This is a genomic window from Afipia sp. 1NLS2, from assembly GCF_000178995.1.
Lineage (GTDB): Bacteria > Pseudomonadota > Alphaproteobacteria > Rhizobiales > Xanthobacteraceae > Afipia.
Genome location: NZ_ADVZ01000002.1, coordinates 194,602 through 219,846, shown reverse-complemented (window position 1 = coordinate 219,846; position 25,245 = coordinate 194,602). Strand labels below are relative to the sequence as shown.

Below are 25,245 nucleotides of genomic sequence, written 5' to 3'. Positions count from 1 at the left end.
GCCATCGAAAAGCGGCATTGCCGACGCGCGTGTGGCTTCCATACCTCGCGACAATATCACGCGATATATTTTGAGAGATTCTAGTTTTGGATTTCGAAGGATTCTAATTTTCTCGCGGCTCATCGTGCGAGTGCGTGGGAAGCGAATGCCAAACGCATGAAGACGATTCTCGACCGCAGTGAGGATCGCGCGTCTTCATTATTATTGGAGAATCTCGAAAGCGATTTTCATCAAACGACGAGACAAGAATTTTCGCGGCGGCGACCGCTTCGGGCGCCGTCTGTCTTTCTGGTCTCTTAAACGATCGCAGAAAGCTATGGGCCGACGAAGAGAGGTTCGATGCCGTATTCGCCGACTGCAAAGATCGCAGCAATCAGCAAGTCGCGATGCACGTCTGCCGCGCCAAGCACGAGCAGAGAAAACAGACCCAGAGCTATGAGGATTAAGGTTGGCGAGGCAGAACCGTCATTCGGTTTTCTACCGATCGCGTTTTTGTCCAATGTCCACATGACATTCTCCCACTTATCGTCGCGGGAAGTTCGTCTGCCACCGACCGGCGAGATCAAAACCGACTTCTCTCGGCGTAATCCAGGCAGGGACGGTATCATATGCCGGACTCTGCCTGCTGCCCCACCGATATACCTCCGTTTGCTCCAATTCCAGCCAAATGCCCCCCCATCGGCGCTTTGGTCGCAGGCCAACATGGGGCTGCCAGGCAGCAGGCGGATCTGCGTGTTTGCAGACAAGAGAGAAGAAAGAACCAAGAGGCTGAAATACTTAGCCGAAGAGGCGCGCGACATGATCGCAGGGAATTGACGCCGGCGCAGTCGGCCATGCCGCTCCGGAGAGCGAAGCCTCTGTCGAAACCAGATCGGAGACTGCCGCCAAGCCCCTCCCGGCTAAAGCGGATTGATGTAATTCGTAATCGCGATCTGCGCAGCAGCACCTTGCGAATGATATGCGCCGACTTGATGTGATCCGTGAAAATCGCCGCGGCGCCTGCGCTCCCTGCGGGAAGATCCTCGGCGACGGCTGCATCGTTCAGTCTGATCCGAACAACAAGCGGCCCGGCCTGAATGCCTTTCGGCGTCACCGCAGTGCCCGAGACCTGTACCTGTCCCGCCGAGATTGCCTGCAGCACCGTTTCAACCTTGCCGGTGTAGACTTGTCCCGGCCGAAACTTGAAAGTGACTTCGACCGGCTGTCCGGCCTTCAGATAGCGCGCGTAGATCTGATCAATCTCGATGCCAATCAGCGTGTCGCTGGTGTCGATAAAGGCCATGACGGGCGACAACGGCAGATTGGAAACCCGCGCGCCCTTGCGCAGCGCGACGTTGGTGACATAGCCATCGCTCGGCGCACGCACGACAGTCTTGTCCAGATTCCATTTCGCACCTTCAAGCTGTGCCTTGAGTTGGTCGACTTCCGACTGCCGCTGCTGCACGTCGAACGCGCGGCCCGAGTCGCGTTCAAGCAATTGGGTCATCTGCGCGAGGCGCAACTCCGAAAGCTTCAATTGCGCTTCCAGCGCACCTACCTGAGCCTGGTAAGGAACCGGATCGATCTTGAACAGAACATCTCCTGCCTTCAGGCGCGTGTTCGGCTCGACCGGCACATCGATCACCTCGCCGGCAACATCCGGCACGATCGCAATCGATTGCCTAACAACCAGCGTCGGCCCCGACGGCGCGCCCCACCCCATCGGAATGAACAATCCGAACATCAGCAGGCATAGCACCAGAAGCGGCGACACCTTCCAGAACAGATTGAAACGGACGATGTGCAGCTTCACCAGTACGAACAGCAGCACCAGATAGACGTTAACCCGGGCGACGCCATGCGGAAGCGCAGGCCTCACAGCAAGTACAGATATCCCGACCACGAGATCGTTCACGATGACAATATCCGCGATATATATCGCCTATTCAGCATCCATGCTAAGATGAAGCACAAGCGGGCACGGTTCCCTTGAGGGAAAGGTACAAATAAATCTGTCTCGATGCGATGGACTGTGCGACGTTGAGACCACCACGAAGATTCGGCGCGCGTTTTTCAAAAGACAGGCGCCATGGGGGCAGCGATGAAACGATCCTTGGTCAGCTCGCCGCGCTTATTCGGATTGATCGTCGGCGTCATTGCCTTTGCCGGTGCATCGAACAATTCAGCGCATGCCGATGAAGGCGGCATCAGCTTCTGGCTTCCGGGAATAAATGGCAGTCTGGCTGCCGCGCCGGGCGCTCCCGGCTGGTCCTGGGTCACGCTCTATTATCACACGTCGGTCGATGCGAGCGGAAGCAAGGCCTTCACGCGCGGCGGCGCGGTCGTCGCCGGCCTCAAGGGACAAGGCGACCTCGCTATTTTCGGCCCGACCTACACATTCGCAACGCCTTTTCTCGGCGCGCAGGCCGCCGTGAGCCTTCTCGGCGTCGCCGGCAGAAATCAGGCCTCGATCGATGCAACGTTAACCGGCCCTCTTGGCAACACCATCTCCGGCCATCGCACCGATACATTGGTTGATGTCGGCGACGTCATTCCGCAATTCACGCTGAAGTGGAATCAGGGCGTCAACAATTTCTTGTGGTACGGCACCGGCGACGTTCCGGTCGGCGCCTATCAGAAGGGACGCCTCGCCAATCTCGGCATCGGCCACGGCGCGATCGACAGCGGCTTCGGCTACACCTACTTCAATCCGCAAACCGGCAACGAATTCTCTGCCGTGCTCGGCGCCACCTACAATTTCAAGAACACCTACACGCAATATCAGAACGGCGTCGATCTCCATCTGGATTTGGGCGCGTCGCACTTCGTCACGAAGCAATGGATGATCGGCCTCGTGGGCTATTACTTCCAGCAGGTGACTGGCGACAGCGGTTCGGGAGCCGTGCTGGGAGATTTCAAATCCCGTGTCGCAGGTGTCGGCCCGCAGATCGGCTACCTGTTCCCGATCAATGACATGCAGGGCTACGTCAATGTGAAGGCTTACAAGGAATTCGCCGCCGAAAACCGGCCGGAAGGCTGGAATGTGTGGCTGACCTTCCAGCTCTCACCGAAGGCTCACGAAAAGCCGATCACCACGAAATACTGACACGGCATCCGGCTGCGAATATCCGCGTTTCGCGACAAGGATCGCGTGAGAGTCTGCAATTGTTCTGAATTAGCGAGGAATTGTGGAAGTTTAAGCCAGTGATGGCTGGGGAACCTGGATTCGAACCAAGACAAACAGAGTCAGAGTCTGTTGTGCTACCGTTACACCATTCCCCAATGCGTTGCCGGCACAGGACGCAGGGCGTCTCAAATCGGCCGGCAAATCGCGATCGCGGGGTGGATATAAAGTGCGAACGGGCGGCGGTCTACCCCTTTCCGCCCGCCATCCCCACGGTATGGAACCACCGCCCTCCTTCGAGACGGTAAACAATGTATTTAAGCCGTGGCAGCCGCCCGGCTCCTGCCGCCATTAGATAATGGCGACAAAGGCCGCAAAATCGGCACCGGAGACGCCAAGCCCCCGAAAGGGCGGCAGTTCGGCCTGCCCGAACCCGGCCAAACTGCACTATCCCTTAACAATTTCTGCAACATGGCGGGCGCATAGTTGGCCGGAAAACAGGTCTCCGAAGCCAAACTCACATGCTGAATCCGCCCGTTCCCCAGATCGCCGCCCTTGGCCGTGTCGTCTCCGTGCGGGGCTCACAAGCCCGCATCGGTGTCATGGCCAGCCCCGAGGTGACGCCCACCACTCTGCACGCCACCGTCGGCCAGTTCTTCGGCATCCGCAGCGCCCGGGCGACCATCGTCGCGATGATCACCGAGATGTCGCGCGAGAACATCGACATGCGCGACAACCATATCGCCGTCGCGTCGGTGGACCTGCTGGGTGAAATCTCGCACGAAGGCCGCTTCCAGCGCGGCGTCACGTCCTATCCGACCATCGGCGATGCCGTCGACATCCTGACCACCAACGAGCTGCGCACCATCTACACGCCCACGGGCCGCGATCAGGTCAACATCGGCGCGCTACAGCAGGATTCGGCGATCTCGGCCTACGTCAACATCGAGGAAATGCTGAGCAAGCACTTCGCCGTGCTCGGCTCCACCGGCGTCGGCAAATCGACCAGCGTCTCGCTGCTTCTCAACGAGATTCTGCTGGCGCGGCCGACCCTGCGCGTCTTTCTGCTCGACGTGCACAACGAATACGGCCGCTGCTTCGGTTCGCGCGCGCAGGTGCTGAACCCGCGCAATCTCAAATTGCCGTTCTGGCTGTTCAATTTCGAGGAGTTCGTGGACGTTCTGTTCGGCGGCCGTCCCGGCGTGCCCGATGAAATGGAAGTCCTCTCCGAAGTCATCCCGATCGCCAAGGCGACCTATCTGCAATACGGCAACTCTGACCGGCACGGATTGAAGCGCTCCGAGCCGCGCGCCTCCGGCTTCACGCCCGATACGCCGGTGCCCTATCGCCTGGTCGATCTGATCTCGCTGATCGACGAACGCATGGGCAGGCTGGAAAATCGCTCCTCGCGCATCACCTATCACAAGCTGATCCAGCGCATCGAAGTCGTGCGCAACGATGCGCGCTACAGCTTCATGTTCGAGAACGCCAATGTCGGCGGCGACAGCATGGCCGAAGTCATCAGCCACCTGTTCCGCCTGCCCGCCAACGGCAAGCCGATGACGGTGATGCAGCTCGCGGGCTTCCCCGCCGACGTGGTGGATTCCGTCGTCTCGGTGCTATGCCGCATGGCATTCGATTTCGGCCTGTGGAGCGACGGTGCATCGCCGCTGCTGTTCGTCTGCGAGGAAGCGCACCGCTACGCGTCCGCCGACCGCACCATCGGCTTCGGCCCGACCCGCAAGGCGGTGTCACGCATCGCCAAGGAAGGCCGCAAATACGGCGTCTATCTCGGCCTCATCACCCAGCGTCCGGCGGAACTCGACGCCACCATCCTGTCCCAGTGCAACACGCTGTTCGCCATGCGGCTCGCCAACGAACGCGACCAGGGGCTGCTGCGCTCCGCCGTCTCGGATGCCGCCGCCAACCTTCTGTCCTTCGTGCCGTCGCTCGGCACCCGTGAAGTGCTGGCGTTCGGCGAAGGCGTCGCGCTGCCGACGCGGCTGCGCTTCAAGGAAGTGCCCGCGCACCAATTGCCACGCAGCGAAGCGACAATTGCGACCACGCCGATATCGGACAACGGGCACGACATCAATTTCGTCAACTCGGTGGTCGACCGCTGGCGCGGCTCCACCACGCATCGTGACGCGCCGAGCGATCCGCACGTCTCGGACCGGTTTGCCGAACGCATGGGTGATCGTCCGCTGCAACGACTGGTCGATTCGCCGATGCTGCAGCCGACGTCGCCGCTCGGTCTGGAACCGGACCGCTATTCGCTGTTGAAAAAGCCGCTGCGGTAGCAAGCCATGATCGCCTGGGACGACATTGTGCTGCGGCTTGGGGTTGCGACGCTCGCAAGCGCCGCGATCGGCCTCAATCGCGACCTGCACGGCAAGCCAATCGGCATGCGCACGCTTGGCCTCGTCGGCCTCGCCTGTGCCGCGGCCGTCATCTTCGCCATGCCGACATCCGGCGAAGCCCGGATTTCCGATGCAACAAGCCGCGTCATCCAGGGCATCCTCACCGGCATCGGCTTTCTCGGCGCGGGTGTCATCGTTCACGCCGAAGTCGCCGGCCAGCACAAGGTCCACGGCCTGACGAGTGCCGCCTGCGTCTGGTTCACCGCCTGCGTTGGCGTGATCTGCGGCGCGGGCGAATGGCGGCTCGTCGCCGTCGCGCTCGCCGTGGCGCTCATCCTCCTGATCGCGGGCGGCCCGCTGGAGCGGACCCTGCACCGGCTACTTTCAGGCGAAAAGCCGACTTAAGCGCATCACCTTAGCCGTCACGGCAACACTCTGCTCAATTATCGTCCGCCGGCCCGCACCAGCCCGGCAGGTAGATCGCGTCCTTGCTCTTGGCGAGCGCGAGAGCCTTTTCGATCGCCTTCTCGAAATCCTTGCCGACGACCTTGCGCGGCAATCGCCGCCGCAGAAAATCCGCCCACAAGAATTCGCTGAACGGCGTCGTGTCCTTGGCAAAACCTCCCACGCGCCGAAGCTCGCCGGCGAGACTGCGGAACGGGTCGTCCACCAGTTTGCCGATATTCTTCGGCAAATCCTTGTAAGGGCGCCGCTCTCCGTTCTCGTCGTAGGGATAGACCCAACGGTGATTGTCGAGCACGACCCAGAACGCCTTCGGCTCCACCATGGTCAGGTCCGCGATCACGCTGACCAACACATCCTTCTCACCTTCTTCATGAAGTGCTCGCGCCAAGTGATGGTGATCGATTACATAATTCATCCTGTCGGGCCCGACCACGACAGGGATCTGGTGCCTGCCGAGCAGTTTCGCGCGCTTCTTGTCGTCATGTTCGCGCCAGCGCTTCCGCTTTTCCTTCACCTCCCGCATTCCGACCGTCATCTGGGTCGGGCGCAACGACATGATCGGCACCGGCTCAAGCACCGGTTCGCGCTTGATGACCATCTTGATCCTCCTTCGGCTCGTCCTTCGCAGGCGATGGATCGCAATGTTGCCAGTTCATCCATTTTGTGAGGAGCGACAGCGGATCACTTGTGCGGCATCGGACAATCGAATTGGTATCCCCCGAATGGGTCGCCACGGTGCCTTGTCCCGATGATGATGCAGACCTATCCTGAATGACAGAAGCAGCCGGACCCTGAGCCGGACTCTGAAGGCGAGACTTTAAAGACATGGCGCGGCCGCCTGATTTTCCCGACAGTGAGCGCCGCGTGGTGAAATTCAGCCCGCGACCGGCCAAGCCTGCGCCTTTGTCTCCCCAGCAATCCCCTGCGCCGGAACCGGTCGACTATCGTCAGCGGATGTGGGCGAATCTCGCCGCGACCGTGTTTGCGGTTGTCCTGATCGCGGTCGGCGTGTGGCTCGTCACCAGCCTCAATCACATGCGGCAGACGCAGGATTGCATCATGATGGGCCTGCGCAATTGCGGGGAAATCGACACTTCGCCCCATAGTTAGGGCCAAAACGCCTTCGTGAGCCGCCCGGGAGGGCCGTCTCGCCGCCATTGAACTCATCGCCCCGCTCCGTTATACGAACATTTGCTTCGGACGTGCCGATGGGGGTGCGCTAACCGGGCCGTGCTCTCCTTTGCGCCGATCGGCGTTTACCGAGAATAATCAAAGGCTTAATGAATGTCTTCAACGTTCGATCAGGTCGCCACGATCATTGCTGAAACCTGCGATATCCCGCGCGATACCATCACGCCGGAAAGCCACGCGATCGATGATCTCGGCATCGACAGCCTCGACTTCCTCGATATCGCGTTCGCCATCGACAAAGCGTTCGGCATCAAGCTGCCGCTGGAGAAGTGGACGCAGGAGGTCAACGACGGCAAGGCGACGACGGAACAGTACTTCGTCCTGAAAAACCTCAGCGCGCGCATCGACGAGTTGGTCGCCGCCAAGGGCGCCTGACGCGCACGCCCATGCGCCTCGAATATTTCCAGATGGTCGATCGCATCGTCGATCTTAATGTCGGCGAGCGCCGCATCACCGTCTCCGCGCAGGTGCCGCAGCAAAGCTCGATCTTCGAGGGCCACTTCCCCGGCTATCCGCTAATGCCCGGCGTGCTGCTGATCGAGACCATGGCGCAGACATCGGGCTGGTTGCTGATCGCGATGTTGAAGTTTGAACGCATGCCGTTCCTCGCCTCCGTCAAGGAAGCCAAGATGCGCGATTTCATCAAGCCGGGCGAACCGCTCACCGTGGACGCGCATGTCGTCCATGACGGCTCCGGTTTCGCCGTCACCGCCGCCAAGATCAGTGTTGACGGCAAGCTGAAATGCAATGCGGAACTCACCTTCCGCCACACCCCGTTTCCCAACGCAGATTTGCGTGGCCACATGGAACAGATGGCCCGGCAGATCGGCTTCCCCGGACAGGCCACGTCATGAGCAACACCTCTTCAACCCGTGAGGTCTGGATCACCGGCATCGGTCTTGCTTCGTCGCTGGGCGAAGGCCTCGACCAGCATTGGGACGCGCTCGAGGCGCGCAAGGTCAATGTCGACGAAGCGACTTTCGCGCCCTACCCGGTGCATCCGATCGTCAAACTGAACTACGACGCGCAGATTCCGAAGAAGGGCGACCAACGCCAGATGGAAGCCTGGCAGCGGATCGGCACCTACGCGGCCGGTCTTGCGCTCGACAGCGCGGGCCTCAAGGGCAACACCGACATTCTCTCGCGCATGGACATGATCGTTGCCGCAGGCGGCGGCGAGCGCGATCTCGCCGTCGATGCTGCGGTCATCAACGATCAGGCGCAGGGCAACGCCGCCCCCGGCACGCTGAACGAGCGGCTGATGAGCGACCTGCGTCCGACACTGTTTCTGGCGCAATTGTCCAACCTGCTCGCGGGCAACATCTCGATCGTGCACGGCGTCACCGGCTCCTCCCGCACCTTCATGGGCGAGGAAGCGGCCGGCACCGACGCCTTCCGCATCGCGCTTGCGCGGATCGTCTCCGGCCAGAGCGACATCGCACTGGTGGGGGCCGCGCATAATGGCGAGCGCAAAGACCTGCTGATGCTCTACGAGTTCGGCGACTTCGCATTGAAGAACAAGTTCGCTCCGGTCTGGGCACGCGATGCAAGCCATTCCGGTTTCGCGCTCGGCTCTGGCGGTGTCTTCCTCGTGATCGAATCGAAAGACCACGCGCAGGCGCGTGGCGCCAAGCCGTTCGCGCGGCTCACGCATGTCGTCGCGGATCACGCCCGCCGCTCGACGCCGGGCAACATCACCGCCGTGCTCGACGGCCTGTGGGCGAAGCTCGGTGCAAAGGCGGATGCGCCGATCCTCACCAGCGCGACCGGCGCTGCTCAGGCCACCGATGAAGAACGCGCCTTCCTGAAGAAACATGCAAGCGCGCCAGTGCGGGCGCTCGGCACCTCGTTCGGCCATCTCATCGAGGCCCAGTTTCCGCTCGGACTCGCGCTGGCCGCGCTGTCGCTGTCCAGGGGGAAATTGTTCGCAGCCAACGATACGACCGGCCTTGAGGTTGAAACTACCGCCTCCCCCTCCCAGATTGTCGTGGTCAACACCGGACACTGGCGGGGCGAAGGCATGGCGCTGGTCGAATCTGTTCCGGCCTGAGATCGGAGAACCCGCATGACCGCAGCGAAAGACAAGTTCGGCCGCCCCACCGTCGTCGTCACCGGCATGGGCGTCGTCACCTCGCTTGGCGCGGGCAAGGCCGAGAACTGGAAAAAACTCACGGCGGGCGAATCCGGAATCCGCACCATCACCCGCTTTCCGACCGACGGGCTGCGCACCACCATGGCTGGTACCGTCGATTTCATTCCGATCGAGCCGTTCACATCCACGGCGCTGTCCGACAAGCTCGCGGACCTCGCCACCGAAGAAGCGGTGACTCAAGCGGCCATCGGCAGCAAAGGCGATTTCCCCGGCCCGCTGTTTCTCGCGGTTGCGCCCGTCGAAGTCGAATGGATGGCGCGTCTTGAAGCCGCGCGCGCGACCAGCGCCACATCCGGCATCGACTACGACGCCATGCTCAAGGTCAGCGGCGGCGGCAAGTTCGCGGGCTTCCACAAACGCTTCCTGTTCGGCTCCGTTGCCGACCATCTGGTCGAACGCTTCGGCACCAAGGGCTCGCCGATTTCGCTCTCCACCGCCTGCGCCTCGGGCGCAACTGCGATCCAGCTCGGCGTCGAGGCGATCCGCCGTGGCGAGGCCGATGCCGCGCTGTGCGTTGCGACCGACGGCTCGGTGAATCCCGAAGCCCTGATCCGCTTCTCGCTGCTCTCGGCTCTGTCCACCAACAACGATCCGCCGCAGGCGGCCGTGCGCCCGTTCGCCAAGAACCGCGACGGCTTCGTGATGGCGGAAGGCGCAGGCGCACTGGTGCTGGAAAGCTATGAAGCCGCCACCGCGCGCGGCGCGAAAATCCTCGGCGTGCTGGCCGGTTGCGGCGAACTCGCCGATTCCTTCCATCGCACCCGCTCGAGCCCTGACGGCAAGCCGATCATCGGCTGCGTGCGCAAGGCGCTCGATGATGCGGGCATGGGTGTCGAACAGATCGACTACATCAACGCCCACGGCACCGGCACGCCGGAAAACGACAAGATGGAATATCTCGGCATCTCGACCGTGTTCGGCGAACGCGCGACGCAGGTGCCGGTCTCCTCCAACAAGTCGATGGTCGGGCATACGCTGTCCGCTGCTGGCGCGGTCGAAGCGGTGTTCTCGCTGCTGACGCTCGAGCACCAGCGCATTCCACCGACGATCAATTACGACATCCCCGACCCCGCGATCCCCTTCGACGTGGTGCCAAACACGGCCCGCGACGCCAAGGTGACGGCGGTGATGTCGAATTCGTTCGGCTTCGGCGGCCAGAACGCCTCGTTGATCCTGACCCGCGAGCCTGTTTAAGTCTCTGGCGTATAAAGTCTTTCTGACCGGTTGACGCGGCCGCGCCAAGCGGCGATACCTCGTTCATTCCCGAGGTTCACTCCCAAGGCTGATTTCTTTCAGGACGCCTCCCATGCGCGCGCTTACCCTCGTTGCCGACCGCCAGTTGACGGTCGTCGAAATGCCTCCGCCGCCGCCACCGGCGGAGAACGAGGTGCAGATTCGCGTCCGCGCGGTCGCGCTCAACCATATCGACGTCTGGGGCTATCGCGGCATGGCCTTCGCCAAGCGGAAGATGCCGCTCGTCATCGGCGCGGAAGCCTCCGGCGAGATCGTCGCGACCGGCAAGAACGCCACGCGCTTCAAGCCAGGCCAGAAGGTCGTGATGTATGGCGCGCTGACCTGCGGCACCTGCAAGGCCTGTCAGGAAGGCCGCGACAACCTTTGTGAAAACGTGGCGGGCATCATGGGCTTCCACGTCGACGGTTTCGCGCGCGAGCTGATGAACCTCGACGAGCGGCTGGTCATTCCGGTGCCAGACAGCGTCAGCCTGCGCGACGCGGCCTGCGCGCCCATCGCCTTCTCGACCGTCCAGCACATGCTGTTCGACAACGCCAAGCTGCAACCGGGCGAGACCATCCTCGTTCATGCCGGCGGCTCCGGCATCGGCACGGTCGCGATCATGATGGCCAAGGCCATCGGCTGCACGGTCATCACCACGGTCGGCAGCGACGAAAAGATCGAGGGCGTGAAGGCGCTCGGTGCGGATTACGTCATCAACTACCGCAAGGACCGCTTCGAGGGCGAGACGCGTAAGATCACCCGCAAGAAGGGCGTCGATGTCGTGTTCGAGCATGTCGGCGCGGACACCTTCAACGGCTCGCTGCTATGCCTGAAACGCGGCGGCCGCCTCGTCACCTGCGGCTCGACCTCCGGCCCCACCACCACGATCAACCTGATGCAATTGTTCCAGCAGCAGTATCGCATCATCGGTTCGTTCGGCGCCTCCATGCGCAATATCGCCGAGAGCCTCGACAAGATGGCGCAAGGCATCAAGCCCGTGATCGATACCGAGGTCCCGGTCGAGAACGTGGAGAAAGCACTGGAGCGGATGGAAAGCCGTCAGGTGTTCGGCAAGATTATCGTCACGCTGTAAATGGCGCACCTCGTCCTCCGCTCGAAGATCATTCTCCGCAACAAATTCGTCGCGGCGAAAAATGCCGTGATCGGTGCGGCGGCGGTCGGGCTGCTGCGCGCCACACGGCATTTCGACGCCGTGAAAACCGGCGATGTTTTCGCGAAGATCACGCGCACGATCGGCCCGTGGTGGCCGGAGCATCGTGTCGCGCACGCCAACCTTGTCGCGGCGTTTCCCGAAAAATCACCGGAGGAGATCGACGCGATCCTCGCCGGCGTATGGGACAATCTCGGCCGCATCGGCGCCGAATTCGCCCATCTCGACCATATCTGGAAATACGATCCGGCCACCCCCGACAAGAACACCGTCGAGTTCGGGCCCGGCACGCAGGAACGCTTTGCGGAGCTGAAAAACGACGGCAAAGGCGCGCTGATCTTCGCAAGCCATCTCGGCAATTGGGAGCTTCCCGCACTTGCCGCGGCAACCCACGGCCTCGACTCCGCCGTGCTGTTCCGTCGCCCCAACATCGCCGCCGCCGACCGCGCGATTCAGGAATTGCGCTCGGTCAACATGGGCGAAATGATCGCCACCACGCATGACGCGCCGATCAAGCTCGCCGCAGCTCTGCAACGCGGCCTCCATATCGGCATGCTGGTGGACCAGCATTTCGGACGCGGTGTCGATGTCATGTTCTTCGGCCGGAGGGTGAAGGCCAATCCCCTGCTCGCCCGTCTCGTCCGCCGGATCGATTGTCCGGTTCATGGCGTGCGCGTGGTGCGGTTGCCGAACCGGCGCTTTCGCGTCGATCTGACCGAGCGGATCGAGCCTGCGCGTAATGAATCAGGCGAAGTCGATATTCAGGGCACCATGCAGCGCGTCACATCGGTGATCGAGGGCTGGGTGCGTGAGCATCCCGAACAGTGGCTGTGGCTGCACCGCCGCTGGCGGTGACGGCAATCACCGCCCCGTCTTCACCTTTGTCCATAACCGGTTGATGGCGCGCTGCATCGCGGGCGCGCGCGCGGTGATGATGAACAGCCGCTTCATCGTCGCCTCGTCCGGATAGACGCCGCGATCATTCAACACTTTCGGATCGACCAGTTTTTGCGCGGCGAGATTGCCGCTGGCATAGCCGAGGAAGCTCGAATTCTTCGCCGCCATATCCGGGCGATACAGATAATCGATCAGCGCGTAAGCCTCATCGACGTTCTTCGCATCCGAGGGGATGGCGAGGTTGTCGAAGAACATCTGCGCGCCCTCCTTCGGGATCGCATAGGCGATTTCGACGCCGTTGTTCGATTCCGCCGCCCGCTTCTGCGCCTGCTTGATATCGCCGGACCAGCCGACCGCGAGGCAGATTTCGCCGGTGGCGAGCGCGCTGAGATATTCGGACGAATGGAATTTGCGAACATAAGGACGGATTTTCGCGACAACCTCCGCCGCCTTTTCCAGATCCTCGCGCCGCGTCGAATTTGGATCAAGACCGAGCCAGTTCAGCGCGGCGGGCAGAATGTCGTCGGCGGAATCCAGCATATGGATGCCGCAATCCTTGAACTTCGCGATCTTCTCCGGATTGAAGATCGTATCCCAACTGTCGATCACGGCATTGGGACCAAGGATCTTATGCACGGCGCTCACATTGTAGCCGATGCCGGTGGTGCCCCACATGTAATTGGCGGCGTACAGATTGCCGGGATCGTATTGCGCGAGATGGTTCATCACCTCGGGCCAGGCATTCTTGAGGTTCGGAAGTTTCGACTTGTCGAGCTTCTGGAACACACCGGCGACGATCTGGCGTTGCAGAAAATACGCCGTCGGCACCACGAGATCGTAGCCGGACTTGCCCGCGAGTAGCCGCGTCTCCAGCGTCTCATTGGCATCGAAGGTGTCGTAGACCACCTTGATGCCGGTTTCCCTGGTGAAGTCCTCCAGCACGCCGGGCGCCATGTAGCTCGACCAGTTGTAGAAGTTCACCACGCGCTCAGCCGCCTGCGCGGACGAAACGGCCATCGCCGCCGCGAGCACAAGCAAGAGCTTTGCAATTTTCATCGCTGCCTCCCTAGCTCCGCAACACGCGTGACAGCCGCTCCAGCGCCGTGTCGATCGTCGCATCCGATTTGGCGAAGCAAAGCCGCACCACCGACTTCACCGCGTCATCCTCGTAGAACGACGAGACCGGAATGGACGCGACCTTGTGCTCCACCACAATGCGCTTGCAGAAATCCTCATCGGTCTCGTTGAGGCCAAGCGGCGCGAGATCGATGTTGAGGAAGTACGTCCCCCGCGAAGCCAGCACCGGAAAGCCGATGGACTTCAAGCCATCCGTCAGACGGTCGCGGCTACGCTGCAGATCGCGCCGCATCTCGTCGAAGAAAGCATCTGGCTTACCTAGCCCGTAGGCCACCGCCACCTGCAAATTCGGTGCGGTGGTGAAGGCCAGAAACTGGTGCGCCTTGGCCAGCACGCGCAGTAGCTTTGGCGCGGCGCAGACGAACCCGACCTTCCAGCCGGTGAGCGCGAAGATCTTGCCTGCCGAGCCGATCTTCACCGTACGTTCGCGCATCCCGGGGATCGCGATCAGCGGAATATGCGCGCGGCCATCGAACACGATGTGCTCCCACACTTCGTCGCAGATCGCGACCGCATCGAATTCCTGGCAGAAGCGCGCCAGCAGTTCGAGGTCCTCGCGCGGGTACACCACCGCCGCCGGATTGAGCGGGTTGTTGAAGATCACGAATTTCGTCTTCGGCGTGAATGCCGCGCGCAACGCGTTCTCGGTGAGCCGCCAGTGCGGCGGCTCCAGCCGGACGAGGCGCGGAATGCCGCCCGCGCGGCGGATCAGCGGCACATAGGCGTCGTAGAACGGCTGGAAAACCACAACCTCGTCGCCTTCGCCGACAAGACCGAGGATCGCACCCGCGAGAGCCTCGGTCGCGCCCGAGGTCACCATCACCTCGCTCATGGGATCGAACGCAACGCCGTGCCAATGCGCGTAGTGGTCAGCAATTGCGGCCCGCAACTCCGGCAGGCCCATCATCGAGGGATACTGATTGTAGCCGTTCAGCACCGCGTCGGCGGCCTTGCGGCGGATGTCCTCCGGCCCCGGCGCTTCGGGAAAGCCCTGCCCGAGGTTGATGGCATCGTGGTCGCGCGCGAGCTGCGACATCACCTCGAAAATCGTCACCGGAAGATCGGAGAAAATCGTGCTCATATCGCCCGCAAATCGAGAACGATCACCTCAAGCGCAAGCGCGCTCGTGCTAGCCGCCAATTTTGGTGGGAAGGCCCACGGCTTTCCAGCCGATCATGCCGCCTGCGAGGTGGAAATGATACGGCTTGCCGGCAGCCTGCGCCGCGAGCGAGGCCGTCACCGAGCGCTTGCCGGAGCGGCAGGCGAACACCACCGTCCTGCCTTCGGGGTCGGGCAATGCGGCCGGATCGAAGGCCGAGAGCGGCATCGTCGCGCCCTCGGGATAGGCCTCCGCCGCAGTCTCGTTCGGCTCGCGCACGTCGATCAAGAGATAGCGCCCCTCGATCAGGCCCTTGGCCACCTCCTCGGGGGTCAGGTCGTGCACCATGCTGGTATCGGACAAGGAAGCCTCCGCTGCGAAATAAGCCCACGCAAACTCCCCCTTTGCGCCCTCAAAATCAAGACCGTCCGGCCAGAGTTTACGCAGGTTCAGATGGCGACCTGTGTTCCGATTTCGACCACGCGACCGGTCGGGATCTGGAAATAGTCGGTGGCGTCGTTGGCCGAACGGCTCATCGCGATGAACAGACGATCCTGCCACAGCGGCATGCTGGATTGGGCCGCCGGTTTCAACAACCTCCGCGACAGGAAGAACGACGTCGCCATGATGTCAAACTGCCAGCCGAGCTTGCGCGCGATCGCCAGCGCCTTCGGCACGTTCGGCGATTCCATGAAGCCGAAGCGCAGCGTGACGCGGACGAACGTTTCGCTGATCGGCTCCATCCGCACGCGCTCGTTCAGGTCGACGCGCGGCATGCGCGCGATCTCGACCGTGAGAATGACGTTCTTCTCGTGCAGCACCTTGTAGTGCTTGAGGCTGTGCATCAGCGCGGTCGGCGCCAGCGTGGCATTGCTGGTCAGGAACACCGCCGTGCCGGGAACGCGCTGCGGCGGCTTTTTCTCCAGCATCCTCACGAGGTCTTCCAGCGGAATTTCCTGCTTGTGGGATTTCTCGAACAGGACCTTGCTGCCCTTGCGCCACGTATACATCAGCAGCATCACGACGCCGCCGATCGCCAGCGGCACCCAGCCGCCTTCGAACACCTTGAGCAGGTTGGCCGCGAGGAACGTCAGGTCGAACAGCAGGAACGGCGCCATCAAAAGGCCCGCCGCGAACGGGCTCCATTTCCAGACCCGCCAGATCACGATGAAGCCCATCATGCCGGTCACGACCATGGTGCCCGTCACCGCGATGCCATAGGCGGACGCCAAAGCGCTCGACGAGCGGAACAGAACCACCAGCAGCAGCACGGCGATGAACAGCAGGCGATTGAGGCGTGGGATATAGATTTGCCCCGCATGACTCTCGGAGGTGTGGCGGATCTCGAACCGGGGCAGCAGCCCGAGTTGCACCGCCTGCCGGGTCAGCGAATATGCGCCGGTGATGACGGCCTGGCTCGCAATCACGGTCGCCACCGTCGCCAGCACGACCATCGGCACCAGCGCCCAATCCGGAAACATCAGGAAGAACGGGTTCTGCACGGCGGCCGGATTGTGCAACACCATTGCCGCCTGCCCGAGATAGTTCAGTGCCAGCGACGGCAGCACGATCGCAAGCCATGTGATCCGGATCGGCGACTTGCCGAAATGGCCGAGGTCCGCGTAAAGCGCCTCCGCACCCGTCACGGCAAGAAACACGGCGCCAAGCGTGACAAGGCCGATCACGCCATGCTCCAGCAGGAATTCGAGCGCGAGCAGCGGATTGAGCGCCAGGAAGACCTGCGGCTGATGGAGAATCGGCGGGATCGCCGCAATGCCGATGACCGCGAACCAGAGGCACATCAGGGGGCCGAAAAATGCGGCGACCCGCGCGGTGCCGCGCGACTGCACCGCGAACAGTGCTGCGAGAATGATGACCGTCAGCGGCACGATATAAGGGTCGAGCGCTTCCGTCGCGAGCTTCATGCCTTCGATGGCGGAGAGGACCGACAGCGCGGGCGTGATGACGGCATCGCCATAGAACAACGCGCCGCTGATGATGCCGAGCAGGATCAACCCTCCGCCCGCCGTGCCGAGTGCGCGTTGCGCCAGCGCCATCAGCGCGAGCGTGCCGCCTTCCCCATTGTTGTCGGCGCGCAGCAGGATGACGACATATTTCAGCGTCACCACCACGATCAGCGTCCAGAGGATCAACGACAGCACGCCCAGCACGATGCCGGACTGAATGGAGCCCGAACCGGACGCCGCATTGATCGCTTCGCGGAAGGCATAAAGCGGTGAGGTACCAATGTCGCCGTACACGACGCCGATGGAACCCAGCATCAGCGCCTTATATGACGCCGTGGAATGCGCCTGCCCATGCTCTTCCGCCGCCGACGTTTCCGCGGCGGAGACCGATATGTCACTTGTCATGGGGAAAGGTGCCTCAACGCCGAGCAGCGGCGAAAACGGCCAGCGCTATACGCTGGGGGCGCAGAGAGATCAAGTCGTCCCGACTGTCAAAAAGGGCAATATTGAAACAATATTATATGGTGACCTGCGTTCCGACCTCGACCACGCGACCGGTTGGAATCTGGAAATAGTCGGTCGCGTCGTTGGCCGACTTGCTCATCGCGATGAAAAGATGATCCTGCCACAGCGGCATGCTGGATTGCGCGGCGGGCTTCAGCGAGCGGCGCGACACGAAGAACGAGGTCGCCATGATGTCGAACTGCCAGCCGAGCTTGCGCGCGATCGCCAGCGCCTTTGGCACATTCGGCGTTTCCATGAAGCCGAAGTTCAGCCGCACGATGGAGAATTTCTCGCTGATCCCCTCGTATTCCACGCGGTCGATCGGATCGACGCGCGGCGTCGTTGCGGTGCGAATGGTGAGGATGACGTTGTGCTCGTGCAGCACCTTGTTGTGCTTCAAATTATGCAGCAGCGCGGTCGGCACGAATTCCGGGTCGCTGGTGAGGAATACGGCCGTTCCCTTCACGACATGCGGCGGGCGCTTCTCCAGACTCTTGATGAGATCGCGCAACGGCACTTCGGTGCGACGCGTCTTGTTCAAGAGAATTCCGGTGCCGCGCCGCCACGTCCAGATCATCGCGACGAGGCAGAGGCCGAACAGCAGCGGCACCCACGCGCCTTCAAACAGCTTCAACAGATTGGCGATGAAGAAGCTGGTGTCCACGAAGACGAGCGGAGCGATCAGTGCCGCCGCCGTGGCCGCGCGCCAGTTCCACAGCTTCCACACCACGATGAAGCCCATGATGCCGTCCGCGACCATAGTGGTGGACACGGCGATGCCGTAGGCCGAGGCAAGGCCGCTCGACGTACGGAACAGGCCGACCAGCAGCAACACGCCGATCAGCAGCAGGGTGTTGACACGCGGCAGGTAGATTTGCCCGGCGTGAACCTCCGACGTGTAACGGACTTCAAATCGCGGCAGCAGGCCGAGCTGAATAGCCTGCCGCGTCAGCGAATACGCGCCGGTGATGACCGCCTGGCTCGCGATCACGGTCGCTGCCGTCGCCAGGATGATGACGGGCACCAGCAGATAACTTGGCACCATATGATAGAAGGTGTTGTCGATCTTGTCCGGATGCGCCAGCAGCATCGCGCCCTGCCCGAAATAATTGATCAGCAGCGCCGGCAGCACGAAATAAAGCCATGCAGCCTGGATCGGCTTGCGTCCGAAATGGCCAAGATCGGCGTACAACGCCTCGCCGCCGGTGACGCACAGGAAGACGGCGCCCAGTGTCACAAGACTGATCTCGCCATGCGTCAGCATGAACGAGACCGCGTAATACGGATTGATCGCCGCGAGCACGGTCGGATCATCGGCGATGTGCCACGCGCCAAGCACGGCCAGCAGGATGAACCACAGGATCATGACCGGGCCGAACGCCGCCGCGATCCGCGTGGTCCCGCTGCTTTGCACCGCGAACAGGATGACGAGAATCAACACCGTCAGCGGCACCACGTAATGCTCGAATTCAGGTGCGGCGAGTTTGAGGCCTTCGACCGCCGACAGCACCGAGATCGCCGGCGTAATCATCGAGTCGCCGAGGAACATCGCCGCGCCGACGACGCCGAGCGCCAGCAATACCCACGCCCGGCGGCCAAGCGCACGCTGGCCCAGCGCCATCAAGGAGAGCGTGCCGCCCTCGCCGTTGTTATCGGCGCGCAGGAGCAGCAGCACGTACTTCGCGGTCACCACGACGAACAGCGCCCACAGAACCAGCGACAACACACCCAGCACGATGGGCCGGGTGATGACCCCTGCTCCGGCGGCGCTATGCGCGGCTTCGCGGAACGCGTAGAGCGGCGAGGTGCCGATGTCGCCAAACACCACGCCGATGCTGCCTACAGTCAGGCTCCAAAAGCCGTGAGCAGGAGCGGCCTCGGTGGGGAGGTCGGTGGGCGGTTCGGTAGCAGCCATGAAGTGAGAAAAACGCCTTGATGATCATTCGCCGCGGGCGGCCTGGATGGGCGATCAGCGGCGACCGTATAACACCGCTGGGGCTTCCTGCCCAATGCATGAAGCAGGGAACTCACATTAAGGTAATATAGTAGCTGATTAAACTTTAGTTTAATCAAGCCATTAGGGTTTTAAATCCGGCGGCAGTGGCGGATCTTCCCGCATCAGGGTGATGGTCACGCGGCGGTTGGCAGCCAGCGAGGGATCGTCCGGAAACAGCGGCTCACTGTCCGCCTTGCCGGAAACCGAGAAGATATGGGTGCTCGGCAGCCCTGCCCGCTCCAGAATCTGACGCACCGCATTGGCGCGGTCGGCGGAGAGATCGAAGGCATCATAGCCGGGGCGCGGCGAGGTGAAATCCGACGAGGTATGGCCGACGATCGCCACCCGCAGCGGCGACTGCCGCAACGGCGCCGCCAGCTTGCGGATCAGCATGCGCGTGCGCTCATAAGGCTCGCGCGAGCCTTCCGCAAACATCGAACGGCCATCCTGATCGACGATCTCGAGGTTGAGACCCTGCTTGGTCTCCTCGAACATGATGTGCTTGGACAGCTCCGTCATCTCCGGCATGTCCTGCAAGGCCTGCCGTAGCGAGGCCGAGGCCAGCGCAAACTCGCGATCGGTCTTGATGCGGGCGCCGTAAAGTTTGGCCTGCTCCTTTTCATCCGGCGACGGCGTGTTGGACGCCTCCTCCGGCGGAATATGGTCGACATTCTTCAGCTTCGGCCGCGTCGGCAGGCCGTCGGTTTCGATCACACCCGAATAGCGCGCATTGGCCACGCCGAAAGCCTCGCGCATCGAGCCCGCGACGATCTTCAGCTTGGTCTGGTCCTGATTGGAAAACGCGACCAGCATGACGAAAAAGCTCATCATCAGGCCCATCAGGTCGGCGAAGGTCACGAACCAGCCGTGTCCTCCCGCATGGGCCTCGCCGCGTTTTTTCTTGGCCATGGTGCTGTCCCTGCCCCGCGCAGGCGCCGCTTACGCGGGCACCGGCTCGCCGGCTTCGTGCCGATGTTTTTCCGGCAGGTAAGCGAGCAGCATTTCTCGCACCAGCGTCGGGCTCTTGGCGTCGCGGATCATCAAAATTCCGTCGATGATGATCGTGCGGTTGGTTTCTTCATCGAGCAGCTTGCCGTGCAGCTTGTCGGCGATCGGCAAGCAGAACAGGTTCGCGACCACCGCGCCGTACAGCGTCGCGAGCAGCGCGGTCGCCATATACGGGCCAAGCTTGGAGGGGTCAGTCATGTTGGCAAACATCTGCACCATGCCGATCAATGTGCCGACCATGCCGAACGCGGGCGCGCAGTCGCCCACCGCGCGGTAGATCTTGCTGCCCTCATCGAGATGCATCAGGAAATTGTCACGGTCGCGCTCGAGGTTGTCGCGAATGAAATCCATGTCGTAACCGTCGGCGACGTAGCGGATGCCCTTGGCCAGAAACGGGTCCGGCGTTTCCACCTTTTCAAGCCCGACCGGGCCCTGCTTGCGGGCGATCTCGGCAACGCCGGCGAGTTCATCGACCAGACCACGTGCGGTGGTGCGGCTCATGGTGAAGGCGTATTTCGCGCCCAGCGGCAGACCGTGCAGAATCGAAACCAGCGGGAAGCGAATCAGCGTCGCGGAAATCGAACCACCGAAAATGATGATCATCGCATGTTCGCTGATGAACATGTGCAGGTCGCCACCTGTCAGCACCAGCGCGACAATGACGATGCTGCCGGCGACCAGGCCGATGCTAGTGGTAATATCCATGAAGTACTCCGACGCGCACAACGGCCGTTCTGAGCCGCATTCCAAACCGTAGCGTCGGCGCAATTAAATTCGCGTAAAGCTTATGAAACGCGGGGAGCAAAAGGCCTCACGCTGCGCGCGAGAAGCTGCCCCACGCGAGGCCTCGCGTCATCATGGTTAATATTTTGAAAAGATCGCAGGCGTAGTCTCTGAAGGATCAACCGGCGAGAATTGAAATGACTGCGATCAGCAATTCCATTTCCTCACAGGCCACCCTGGCGCAGGCCCAGGCCAAGCTTGCCGCGGACCAGGCCGCCAAGGCCGATGAAGCCACGATCAAGGCCGATCAGGAAGCCGTCGACGAAGCCCAGCAGGCTTCCCAGCAGACGGCAACCCCGTCGCAAGGCGGTGGTGCAGCTCCGGCCGGCGGCGTGAATATCACCGCCTGACCGTCATCTGGCGGAATCAGTTCAGCCGCGTCGGCCGATCGGAGGCTTCCGAATCCGACGGCGGTGTGAACACCGGCTCCGGCGCGGTCGCGGAAGCGACACCCTGTCCACCGCTCTGCTGCGCGCGGAAGGCCCGCTCCTGCTTGCGGAAGGCTGCCCAGCTAATCGGCAGCGCGGCAAGATAGATCATCGACCCGACGCTCAGCACATACCACGGATAGCTGATGAGCACGGCGATAAACAGAACCGCGAAGATGACCAGCGGCACCGCTGCTTCCGGCGATACGCGGGCACCGAGCTTCTTGCCGGAATAAACAGGCAGGCGCGACACCATCAGGAACGCCATGGTCAGCGTGAAAATCAAAATCACCGTCGTCGGCAGTTGCGGCAACCCGATCAGCACCAGATACATCGGCAGCAGCACGCAGAGCGCGCCCAGCGGCGCCGGCACGCCGGTGAAGTAATTCGCCGCGAACGGCAGATCACTCGGCTGGTCGATCTGCGTATTGAAGCGCGCGAGCCGCAGGCAGCTTGAAATCGCGAAGATCATCGCAGCGATCCAGCCGACATTGTTGAAGTCGTGCAACTGCCAGAAATACAGGATCAGCGCCGGGGTCACGCCGAAGTTCACGAAATCGGCGAGGCTGTCGAGTTCGGCTCCGAAACGCGACTGCCCCTTGATCATCCGCGCCACGCGGCCGTCGATGCCGTCGAGAATGGCCGCGAACACGATCGCGCCGAGCGCCAGTTCGTTGCGCCCCTCGATCGACATTCGGATGGCGGACAGGCCCGCGCACAGCGCGAGAAGCGTGATGACATTGGGCACCAAGACCCGCACCGGGATCGAGCCGAACCGGCGGCGTTGCATATCGGGCTTGTCAGAACGGGGGTGTGTGCTCATGAACCCTTTATATGGGGATTATCGTGGTCCGCCAACATGACTTAAAGCCATGCGGCAAGCCGCTCATCTTCCGCAATCGCATGGCGGATAAGGTTAATCCGTGCGGTAGACGCGGCCGCCATCGCCCATCTGGAAATCGGCCAGCACAGTCTCCCCCGCCACCGCCGTCTGCCCTACCGCCACCAGCGGTTTGGCGCCATCGGGGAGGAAAACATCGAGCCGCGAGCCAAACCGGATCAGACCGAAGCGCTGTCCTGCGGCAAGGCTTTCGCCCTCGCGCACGAAGGAGACGATGCGCCGCGCGACGAGCCCCGCGATCTGGATGACGCCGATGCGCCCCGCAGGCGTCGCGATCACCAGCGAATTGCGCTCGTTGTCCTCGCTCGCCTTGTCGAGTTCGGCATTGATGAACTTGCCGGGGCGATAGGCGATGCGTTCGATCCGGCCCGCCACGGGGCTGCGGTTCACATGGCAGTTGAACACGCTCATGAAGATGGAAATCCGCATCAACGGCTTGTCGCCGAGGCCAAGCTCGGCGGGCGGCACCACCGGCTGCACCATCGACACCCGGCCATCGGCCGGCGCCACGACAAGCCCTTCCCGCACCGGCGTGGTACGGACGGGATCGCGGAAGAACAGCGCGCACCAGATCGTCAGCACGACGCCGATCCAGCCGAGCGGCGCCCACAGCCAGAACAGGATCAGGCTCGCCAGAGCGAAGCCGCCAATGAAAGGGTATCCCTCCTGATGGATCGGCGGGATTTGCGCGCGGATGGAATTGGCGATCGACATGGGACTCCGAAGGATATCCGCTTTACAGCGATGAAAATGAGTGGTCCGGCAACGTCTGCTTTCTCGTTTCGGCGAGAGAGCGGGAATCTTTGCCTATTCTAGGGCGTGCGCCACAAAAAGTCTCGGAAAAGCGCCTGTTCGTTCGGGCTGGTACTGCCTACTCCGCGGCATCCCGTGCAGGCGAAACATCCCCAGCCTGTCCGTCCTTCCCGGCCAGTTCGTCGTCGCCGAACTGGGCGAGCTTCTCGCGCGCCTCGTCGGCCTCACGCTGCCTGTTCCACATGCTGGCGTACAGGCCATCCATCGCAAGCAACTGCATGTGCGTGCCACGCTCGGCGATGCGTCCGCGCTCGAGCACGATGATCTCGTCGGCGCTGACGATGGTGGACAGGCGATGCGCGATCACCAGCGAGGTGCGGTTGCGCGACACCTTTTCCAGTTCGTCCTGGATTTCCCGTTCGGTATGGCTGTCGAGCGCGGAGGTCGCCTCGTCCAGCACAAGGATCGGCGGCCCCTTGAGGATGGTGCGCGCGATGGCCACGCGCTGCTTCTCGCCACCCGACAGTTTCAAGCCGCGCTCGCCGACTTCCGTCTCGTAGCCCTGCGGCGACATGCGGATGAAGCCGTCGATCTGCGCCATCTGCGCGGCAGCCTCGACATCGGCATCGCTCGCATCCCAGCGGCCATAGCGGATGTTGTAGCGGATGGTGTCGTTGAACAGCACCGTATCCTGCGGCACCATACCGATTGCCGCGCGCAGCGATGTCTGCTGCACGTCGCGAATGTCCTGCCCGTCGATGGTGATGCGTCCGCTGCTCAGATCGTAAAGGCGAAACAGCAGCCGCGAGATTGTCGACTTGCCCGCGCCCGACGGGCCGACGATCGCGACCGTCTTGCCGGCGGGCACCTCGAACGTGATACCCTTGAGAATCTCACGGTCGGGGTCGTAATGGAAATGCACGTCCTCGAAACGCACCGTGCCCGACGTCACCTGCAGCGGTTTCGCGCCGGGCCTATCCTTCACTTCCGGATTGCGGCTCAGCACGCCGAACATCATCTCGATGTCGATGATCGCCTGCTTGATCTCGCGATAGACGAAGCCCATGAAGTTCAGCGGCTGATAGAGCTGGATCATCATGGCATTGATCATGACGAAATCGCCGACGCTCTGGGTGCCGTTGCGGATGCCGATGGCGCACAGCACCATCGTCGCGGTGATGCCGAACGAGAAAATCACCGCCTGTCCGGTGTTGAGCCAAGCGAGCGAGGTGTAGGTCTTGGTGCTGGCGCGCTCGTAACGCTCCATCGAGGCGTCGTAACGCTGCGCCTCGCGCGTCTCCGCGCCGAAATACTTCACCGTCTCGTAATTGAGCAGCGAGTCGATGGCCTTGGTGTTAGCTTCGGTGTCGGACTCGTTCATGCGGCGGCGAATATCGATCCGCCACTCGGTCGCGACATAGGTGAACCACATATAGGCCAGCACGGTGCCGACCGTGATCAGCACGTAGCGCCAGTCGAACTGATACAGCAGCACGCCCATCATCATCGTCAGTTCGACGACGGTCGGCGCCAGTTGCTGCACGGCGAGCCGCACGATGGTCTCGATCCCGGTGCGGCCGCGCTCCAGAACGCGCGTCAGCCCGCCGGTCTTGCGCTGGAGATGAAAACGCAGCGACAATTCGTGCATGTGCACGAAGGTGAGGTACGCGAGTTTGCGCACCGCATGCATCGCGACCTTGGCGAAGATGCCGTCGCGCCACTGCGTGAACACTGCCATCAGGACGCGGGTGGCGCCGTAGCTCACCGTCAGAATGATCGGCGAGGCGAGCAGCCACATCATCCAGTTCGACGGCGCGACCGGCGCGCTGCCCTGCCCGTTCAGCGCATCGATCGCCCATTTGAAGGTGAACGGCACGATCATGGTAAGCGCCTTGGCGATCACCAGAAGCACCATCGACCAGACCACGCGCATTTTCAGGTCGGCCCGCTCTCCCGGCCAGATATATGGCCAGAGCTGCACCAGCGTCGCGGTCAGCGAGGCGTTCGCCACCGCTCGGGCGGGGCGATTTTGATCGGGCGTATCAGAGGCGGTCATTCACAATCCTGCGGCTTCGGGGCGAAACGCCCTGCGCC

General features: G+C 62.2%; 23 protein-coding genes, 1 tRNA gene and 1 pseudogene. 11 read left to right on the top strand and 14 right to left on the bottom strand.

The annotated features are described in order from the left end of the window. Nucleotides 1-314 precede the first annotated feature (314 nt). Complete coding sequence (locus AFIDRAFT_RS09780; protein WP_009339188.1) at nucleotides 315-509, bottom strand: hypothetical protein; 195 nt, start codon at nucleotides 507-509, stop codon at nucleotides 315-317. A gap of 390 nt (nucleotides 510-899) precedes the next feature. After that, nucleotides 900-1,858 (bottom strand): annotated as a pseudogene (locus AFIDRAFT_RS09775) (HlyD family secretion protein). Nucleotides 1,859-2,080: 222 nt separating this feature from the next. On the opposite strand from AFIDRAFT_RS09775, the gene AFIDRAFT_RS09770 reads away from it, so the two are divergent. Further along, on the top strand, nucleotides 2,081-3,085 hold the full coding sequence (locus tag AFIDRAFT_RS09770; RefSeq protein ID WP_009339185.1) for a SphA family protein: 1,005 nt from the start codon (nucleotides 2,081-2,083) through the stop codon (nucleotides 3,083-3,085). A gap of 102 nt (nucleotides 3,086-3,187) precedes the next feature. Here the strand turns inward: AFIDRAFT_RS09770 and AFIDRAFT_RS09765 are convergent. Continuing rightward, nucleotides 3,188-3,261 (bottom strand) — tRNA-Gln (locus AFIDRAFT_RS09765). A gap of 363 nt (nucleotides 3,262-3,624) precedes the next feature. On the opposite strand from AFIDRAFT_RS09765, the gene AFIDRAFT_RS09760 reads away from it, so the two are divergent. Then, nucleotides 3,625-5,403 (top strand): ATP-binding protein, encoded by a 1,779-nt coding sequence (locus tag AFIDRAFT_RS09760; protein ID WP_009339184.1) that lies wholly within the window; start codon nucleotides 3,625-3,627, stop codon nucleotides 5,401-5,403. A gap of 6 nt (nucleotides 5,404-5,409) precedes the next feature. Continuing rightward, nucleotides 5,410-5,868 carry an MgtC/SapB family protein gene (locus AFIDRAFT_RS09755; protein ID WP_009339183.1) on the top strand — a complete coding sequence of 153 codons (459 nt, stop codon included), beginning with the start codon at nucleotides 5,410-5,412 and terminating at the stop codon, nucleotides 5,866-5,868. Nucleotides 5,869-5,902: 34 nt separating this feature from the next. On the opposite strand, the gene AFIDRAFT_RS09750 is transcribed toward AFIDRAFT_RS09755, so the two are convergent. Next, nucleotides 5,903-6,526 carry a ParB-like protein gene (locus AFIDRAFT_RS09750; RefSeq protein WP_009339182.1) on the bottom strand — a complete coding sequence of 208 codons (624 nt, stop codon included), beginning with the start codon at nucleotides 6,524-6,526 and terminating at the stop codon, nucleotides 5,903-5,905. A gap of 227 nt (nucleotides 6,527-6,753) precedes the next feature. Between AFIDRAFT_RS09750 and AFIDRAFT_RS09745 the strand changes: the two genes are divergently transcribed. From AFIDRAFT_RS09745 to AFIDRAFT_RS09715, 7 genes are all read left to right on the top strand, one after another. Continuing rightward, on the top strand, nucleotides 6,754-7,038 hold the full coding sequence (locus AFIDRAFT_RS09745) for a hypothetical protein (RefSeq protein WP_009339181.1): 285 nt from the start codon (nucleotides 6,754-6,756) through the stop codon (nucleotides 7,036-7,038). A 174-nt stretch (nucleotides 7,039-7,212) separates the two neighbouring features. Continuing rightward, entirely contained in the window at nucleotides 7,213-7,494 is a 282-nt protein-coding gene (locus AFIDRAFT_RS09740; protein ID WP_002711294.1) for an acyl carrier protein, read from the top strand. An 11-nt stretch (nucleotides 7,495-7,505) separates the two neighbouring features. Next, on the top strand, nucleotides 7,506-7,973 hold the full coding sequence (locus tag AFIDRAFT_RS09735) for a 3-hydroxyacyl-ACP dehydratase FabZ family protein (protein ID WP_009339180.1): 468 nt from the start codon (nucleotides 7,506-7,508) through the stop codon (nucleotides 7,971-7,973). Then, nucleotides 7,970-9,169: a beta-ketoacyl-ACP synthase gene (locus tag AFIDRAFT_RS09730; RefSeq protein WP_009339179.1), complete on the top strand. Its 1,200-nt coding sequence runs from the start codon at nucleotides 7,970-7,972 to the stop codon at nucleotides 9,167-9,169. Before AFIDRAFT_RS09735 ends, AFIDRAFT_RS09730 begins: the two co-directional genes overlap by 4 nt. Nucleotides 9,170-9,184: 15 nt before the next feature. Further along, nucleotides 9,185-10,465, top strand: coding sequence for a beta-ketoacyl-ACP synthase (locus AFIDRAFT_RS09725; protein ID WP_009339178.1), 1,281 nt, complete (start codon nucleotides 9,185-9,187; stop codon nucleotides 10,463-10,465). A 112-nt stretch (nucleotides 10,466-10,577) separates the two neighbouring features. Further along, nucleotides 10,578-11,600: a zinc-binding dehydrogenase gene (locus AFIDRAFT_RS09720; protein WP_009339177.1), complete on the top strand. Its 1,023-nt coding sequence runs from the start codon at nucleotides 10,578-10,580 to the stop codon at nucleotides 11,598-11,600. Further along, the gene (locus AFIDRAFT_RS09715) at nucleotides 11,601-12,533 is read left to right on the top strand and encodes a lipid A biosynthesis lauroyl acyltransferase (protein ID WP_009339176.1); all 933 of its coding nucleotides are present in this window, start codon (nucleotides 11,601-11,603) and stop codon (nucleotides 12,531-12,533) included. It begins immediately after the preceding gene. 6 nt (nucleotides 12,534-12,539) lie between these two features. On the opposite strand, the gene AFIDRAFT_RS09710 is transcribed toward AFIDRAFT_RS09715, so the two are convergent. The 7 genes from AFIDRAFT_RS09710 to AFIDRAFT_RS09680 form a co-directional block, all read right to left on the bottom strand. Further along, nucleotides 12,540-13,631 (bottom strand): polyamine ABC transporter substrate-binding protein, encoded by a 1,092-nt coding sequence (locus AFIDRAFT_RS09710; protein ID WP_009339175.1) that lies wholly within the window; start codon nucleotides 13,629-13,631, stop codon nucleotides 12,540-12,542. A gap of 10 nt (nucleotides 13,632-13,641) precedes the next feature. Beyond that, a complete protein-coding gene (locus AFIDRAFT_RS09705; RefSeq protein WP_009339174.1) occupies nucleotides 13,642-14,793 on the bottom strand; it encodes an aminotransferase in 1,152 nt (383 codons plus the stop codon). Between the two features lie 48 nt (nucleotides 14,794-14,841). Further along, a complete protein-coding gene (locus AFIDRAFT_RS09700; RefSeq protein WP_040298246.1) occupies nucleotides 14,842-15,159 on the bottom strand; it encodes a rhodanese-like domain-containing protein in 318 nt (105 codons plus the stop codon). Between the two features lie 101 nt (nucleotides 15,160-15,260). Continuing rightward, a complete protein-coding gene (locus AFIDRAFT_RS09695; protein ID WP_009339172.1) occupies nucleotides 15,261-17,183 on the bottom strand; it encodes a potassium transporter Kup in 1,923 nt (640 codons plus the stop codon). Between the two features lie 112 nt (nucleotides 17,184-17,295). Further along, the gene (locus AFIDRAFT_RS09690) at nucleotides 17,296-19,197 is read right to left on the bottom strand and encodes a potassium transporter Kup (RefSeq protein ID WP_009339171.1); all 1,902 of its coding nucleotides are present in this window, start codon (nucleotides 19,195-19,197) and stop codon (nucleotides 17,296-17,298) included. A gap of 162 nt (nucleotides 19,198-19,359) precedes the next feature. Continuing rightward, nucleotides 19,360-20,187, bottom strand: coding sequence for an OmpA/MotB family protein (locus tag AFIDRAFT_RS09685; protein WP_009339170.1), 828 nt, complete (start codon nucleotides 20,185-20,187; stop codon nucleotides 19,360-19,362). 30 nt (nucleotides 20,188-20,217) lie between these two features. Next, entirely contained in the window at nucleotides 20,218-20,991 is a 774-nt protein-coding gene (locus AFIDRAFT_RS09680; RefSeq protein ID WP_009339169.1) for a motility protein A, read from the bottom strand. 215 nt (nucleotides 20,992-21,206) lie between these two features. On the opposite strand from AFIDRAFT_RS09680, the gene AFIDRAFT_RS09675 reads away from it, so the two are divergent. Further along, nucleotides 21,207-21,419 (top strand): hypothetical protein, encoded by a 213-nt coding sequence (locus AFIDRAFT_RS09675; protein WP_009339168.1) that lies wholly within the window; start codon nucleotides 21,207-21,209, stop codon nucleotides 21,417-21,419. A gap of 16 nt (nucleotides 21,420-21,435) precedes the next feature. On the opposite strand, the gene AFIDRAFT_RS09670 is transcribed toward AFIDRAFT_RS09675, so the two are convergent. From AFIDRAFT_RS09670 to AFIDRAFT_RS09660, 3 genes are all read right to left on the bottom strand, one after another. Beyond that, the gene (locus AFIDRAFT_RS09670) at nucleotides 21,436-22,320 is read right to left on the bottom strand and encodes a CDP-alcohol phosphatidyltransferase family protein (RefSeq protein ID WP_009339167.1); all 885 of its coding nucleotides are present in this window, start codon (nucleotides 22,318-22,320) and stop codon (nucleotides 21,436-21,438) included. A gap of 93 nt (nucleotides 22,321-22,413) precedes the next feature. After that, nucleotides 22,414-23,127 (bottom strand): phosphatidylserine decarboxylase, encoded by a 714-nt coding sequence (locus AFIDRAFT_RS09665; protein ID WP_283804992.1) that lies wholly within the window; start codon nucleotides 23,125-23,127, stop codon nucleotides 22,414-22,416. A gap of 142 nt (nucleotides 23,128-23,269) precedes the next feature. After that, nucleotides 23,270-25,207, bottom strand: coding sequence for an ABCB family ABC transporter ATP-binding protein/permease (locus AFIDRAFT_RS09660; RefSeq protein ID WP_009339165.1), 1,938 nt, complete (start codon nucleotides 25,205-25,207; stop codon nucleotides 23,270-23,272). Between the last annotated feature and the right edge of the window lie 38 nt (nucleotides 25,208-25,245).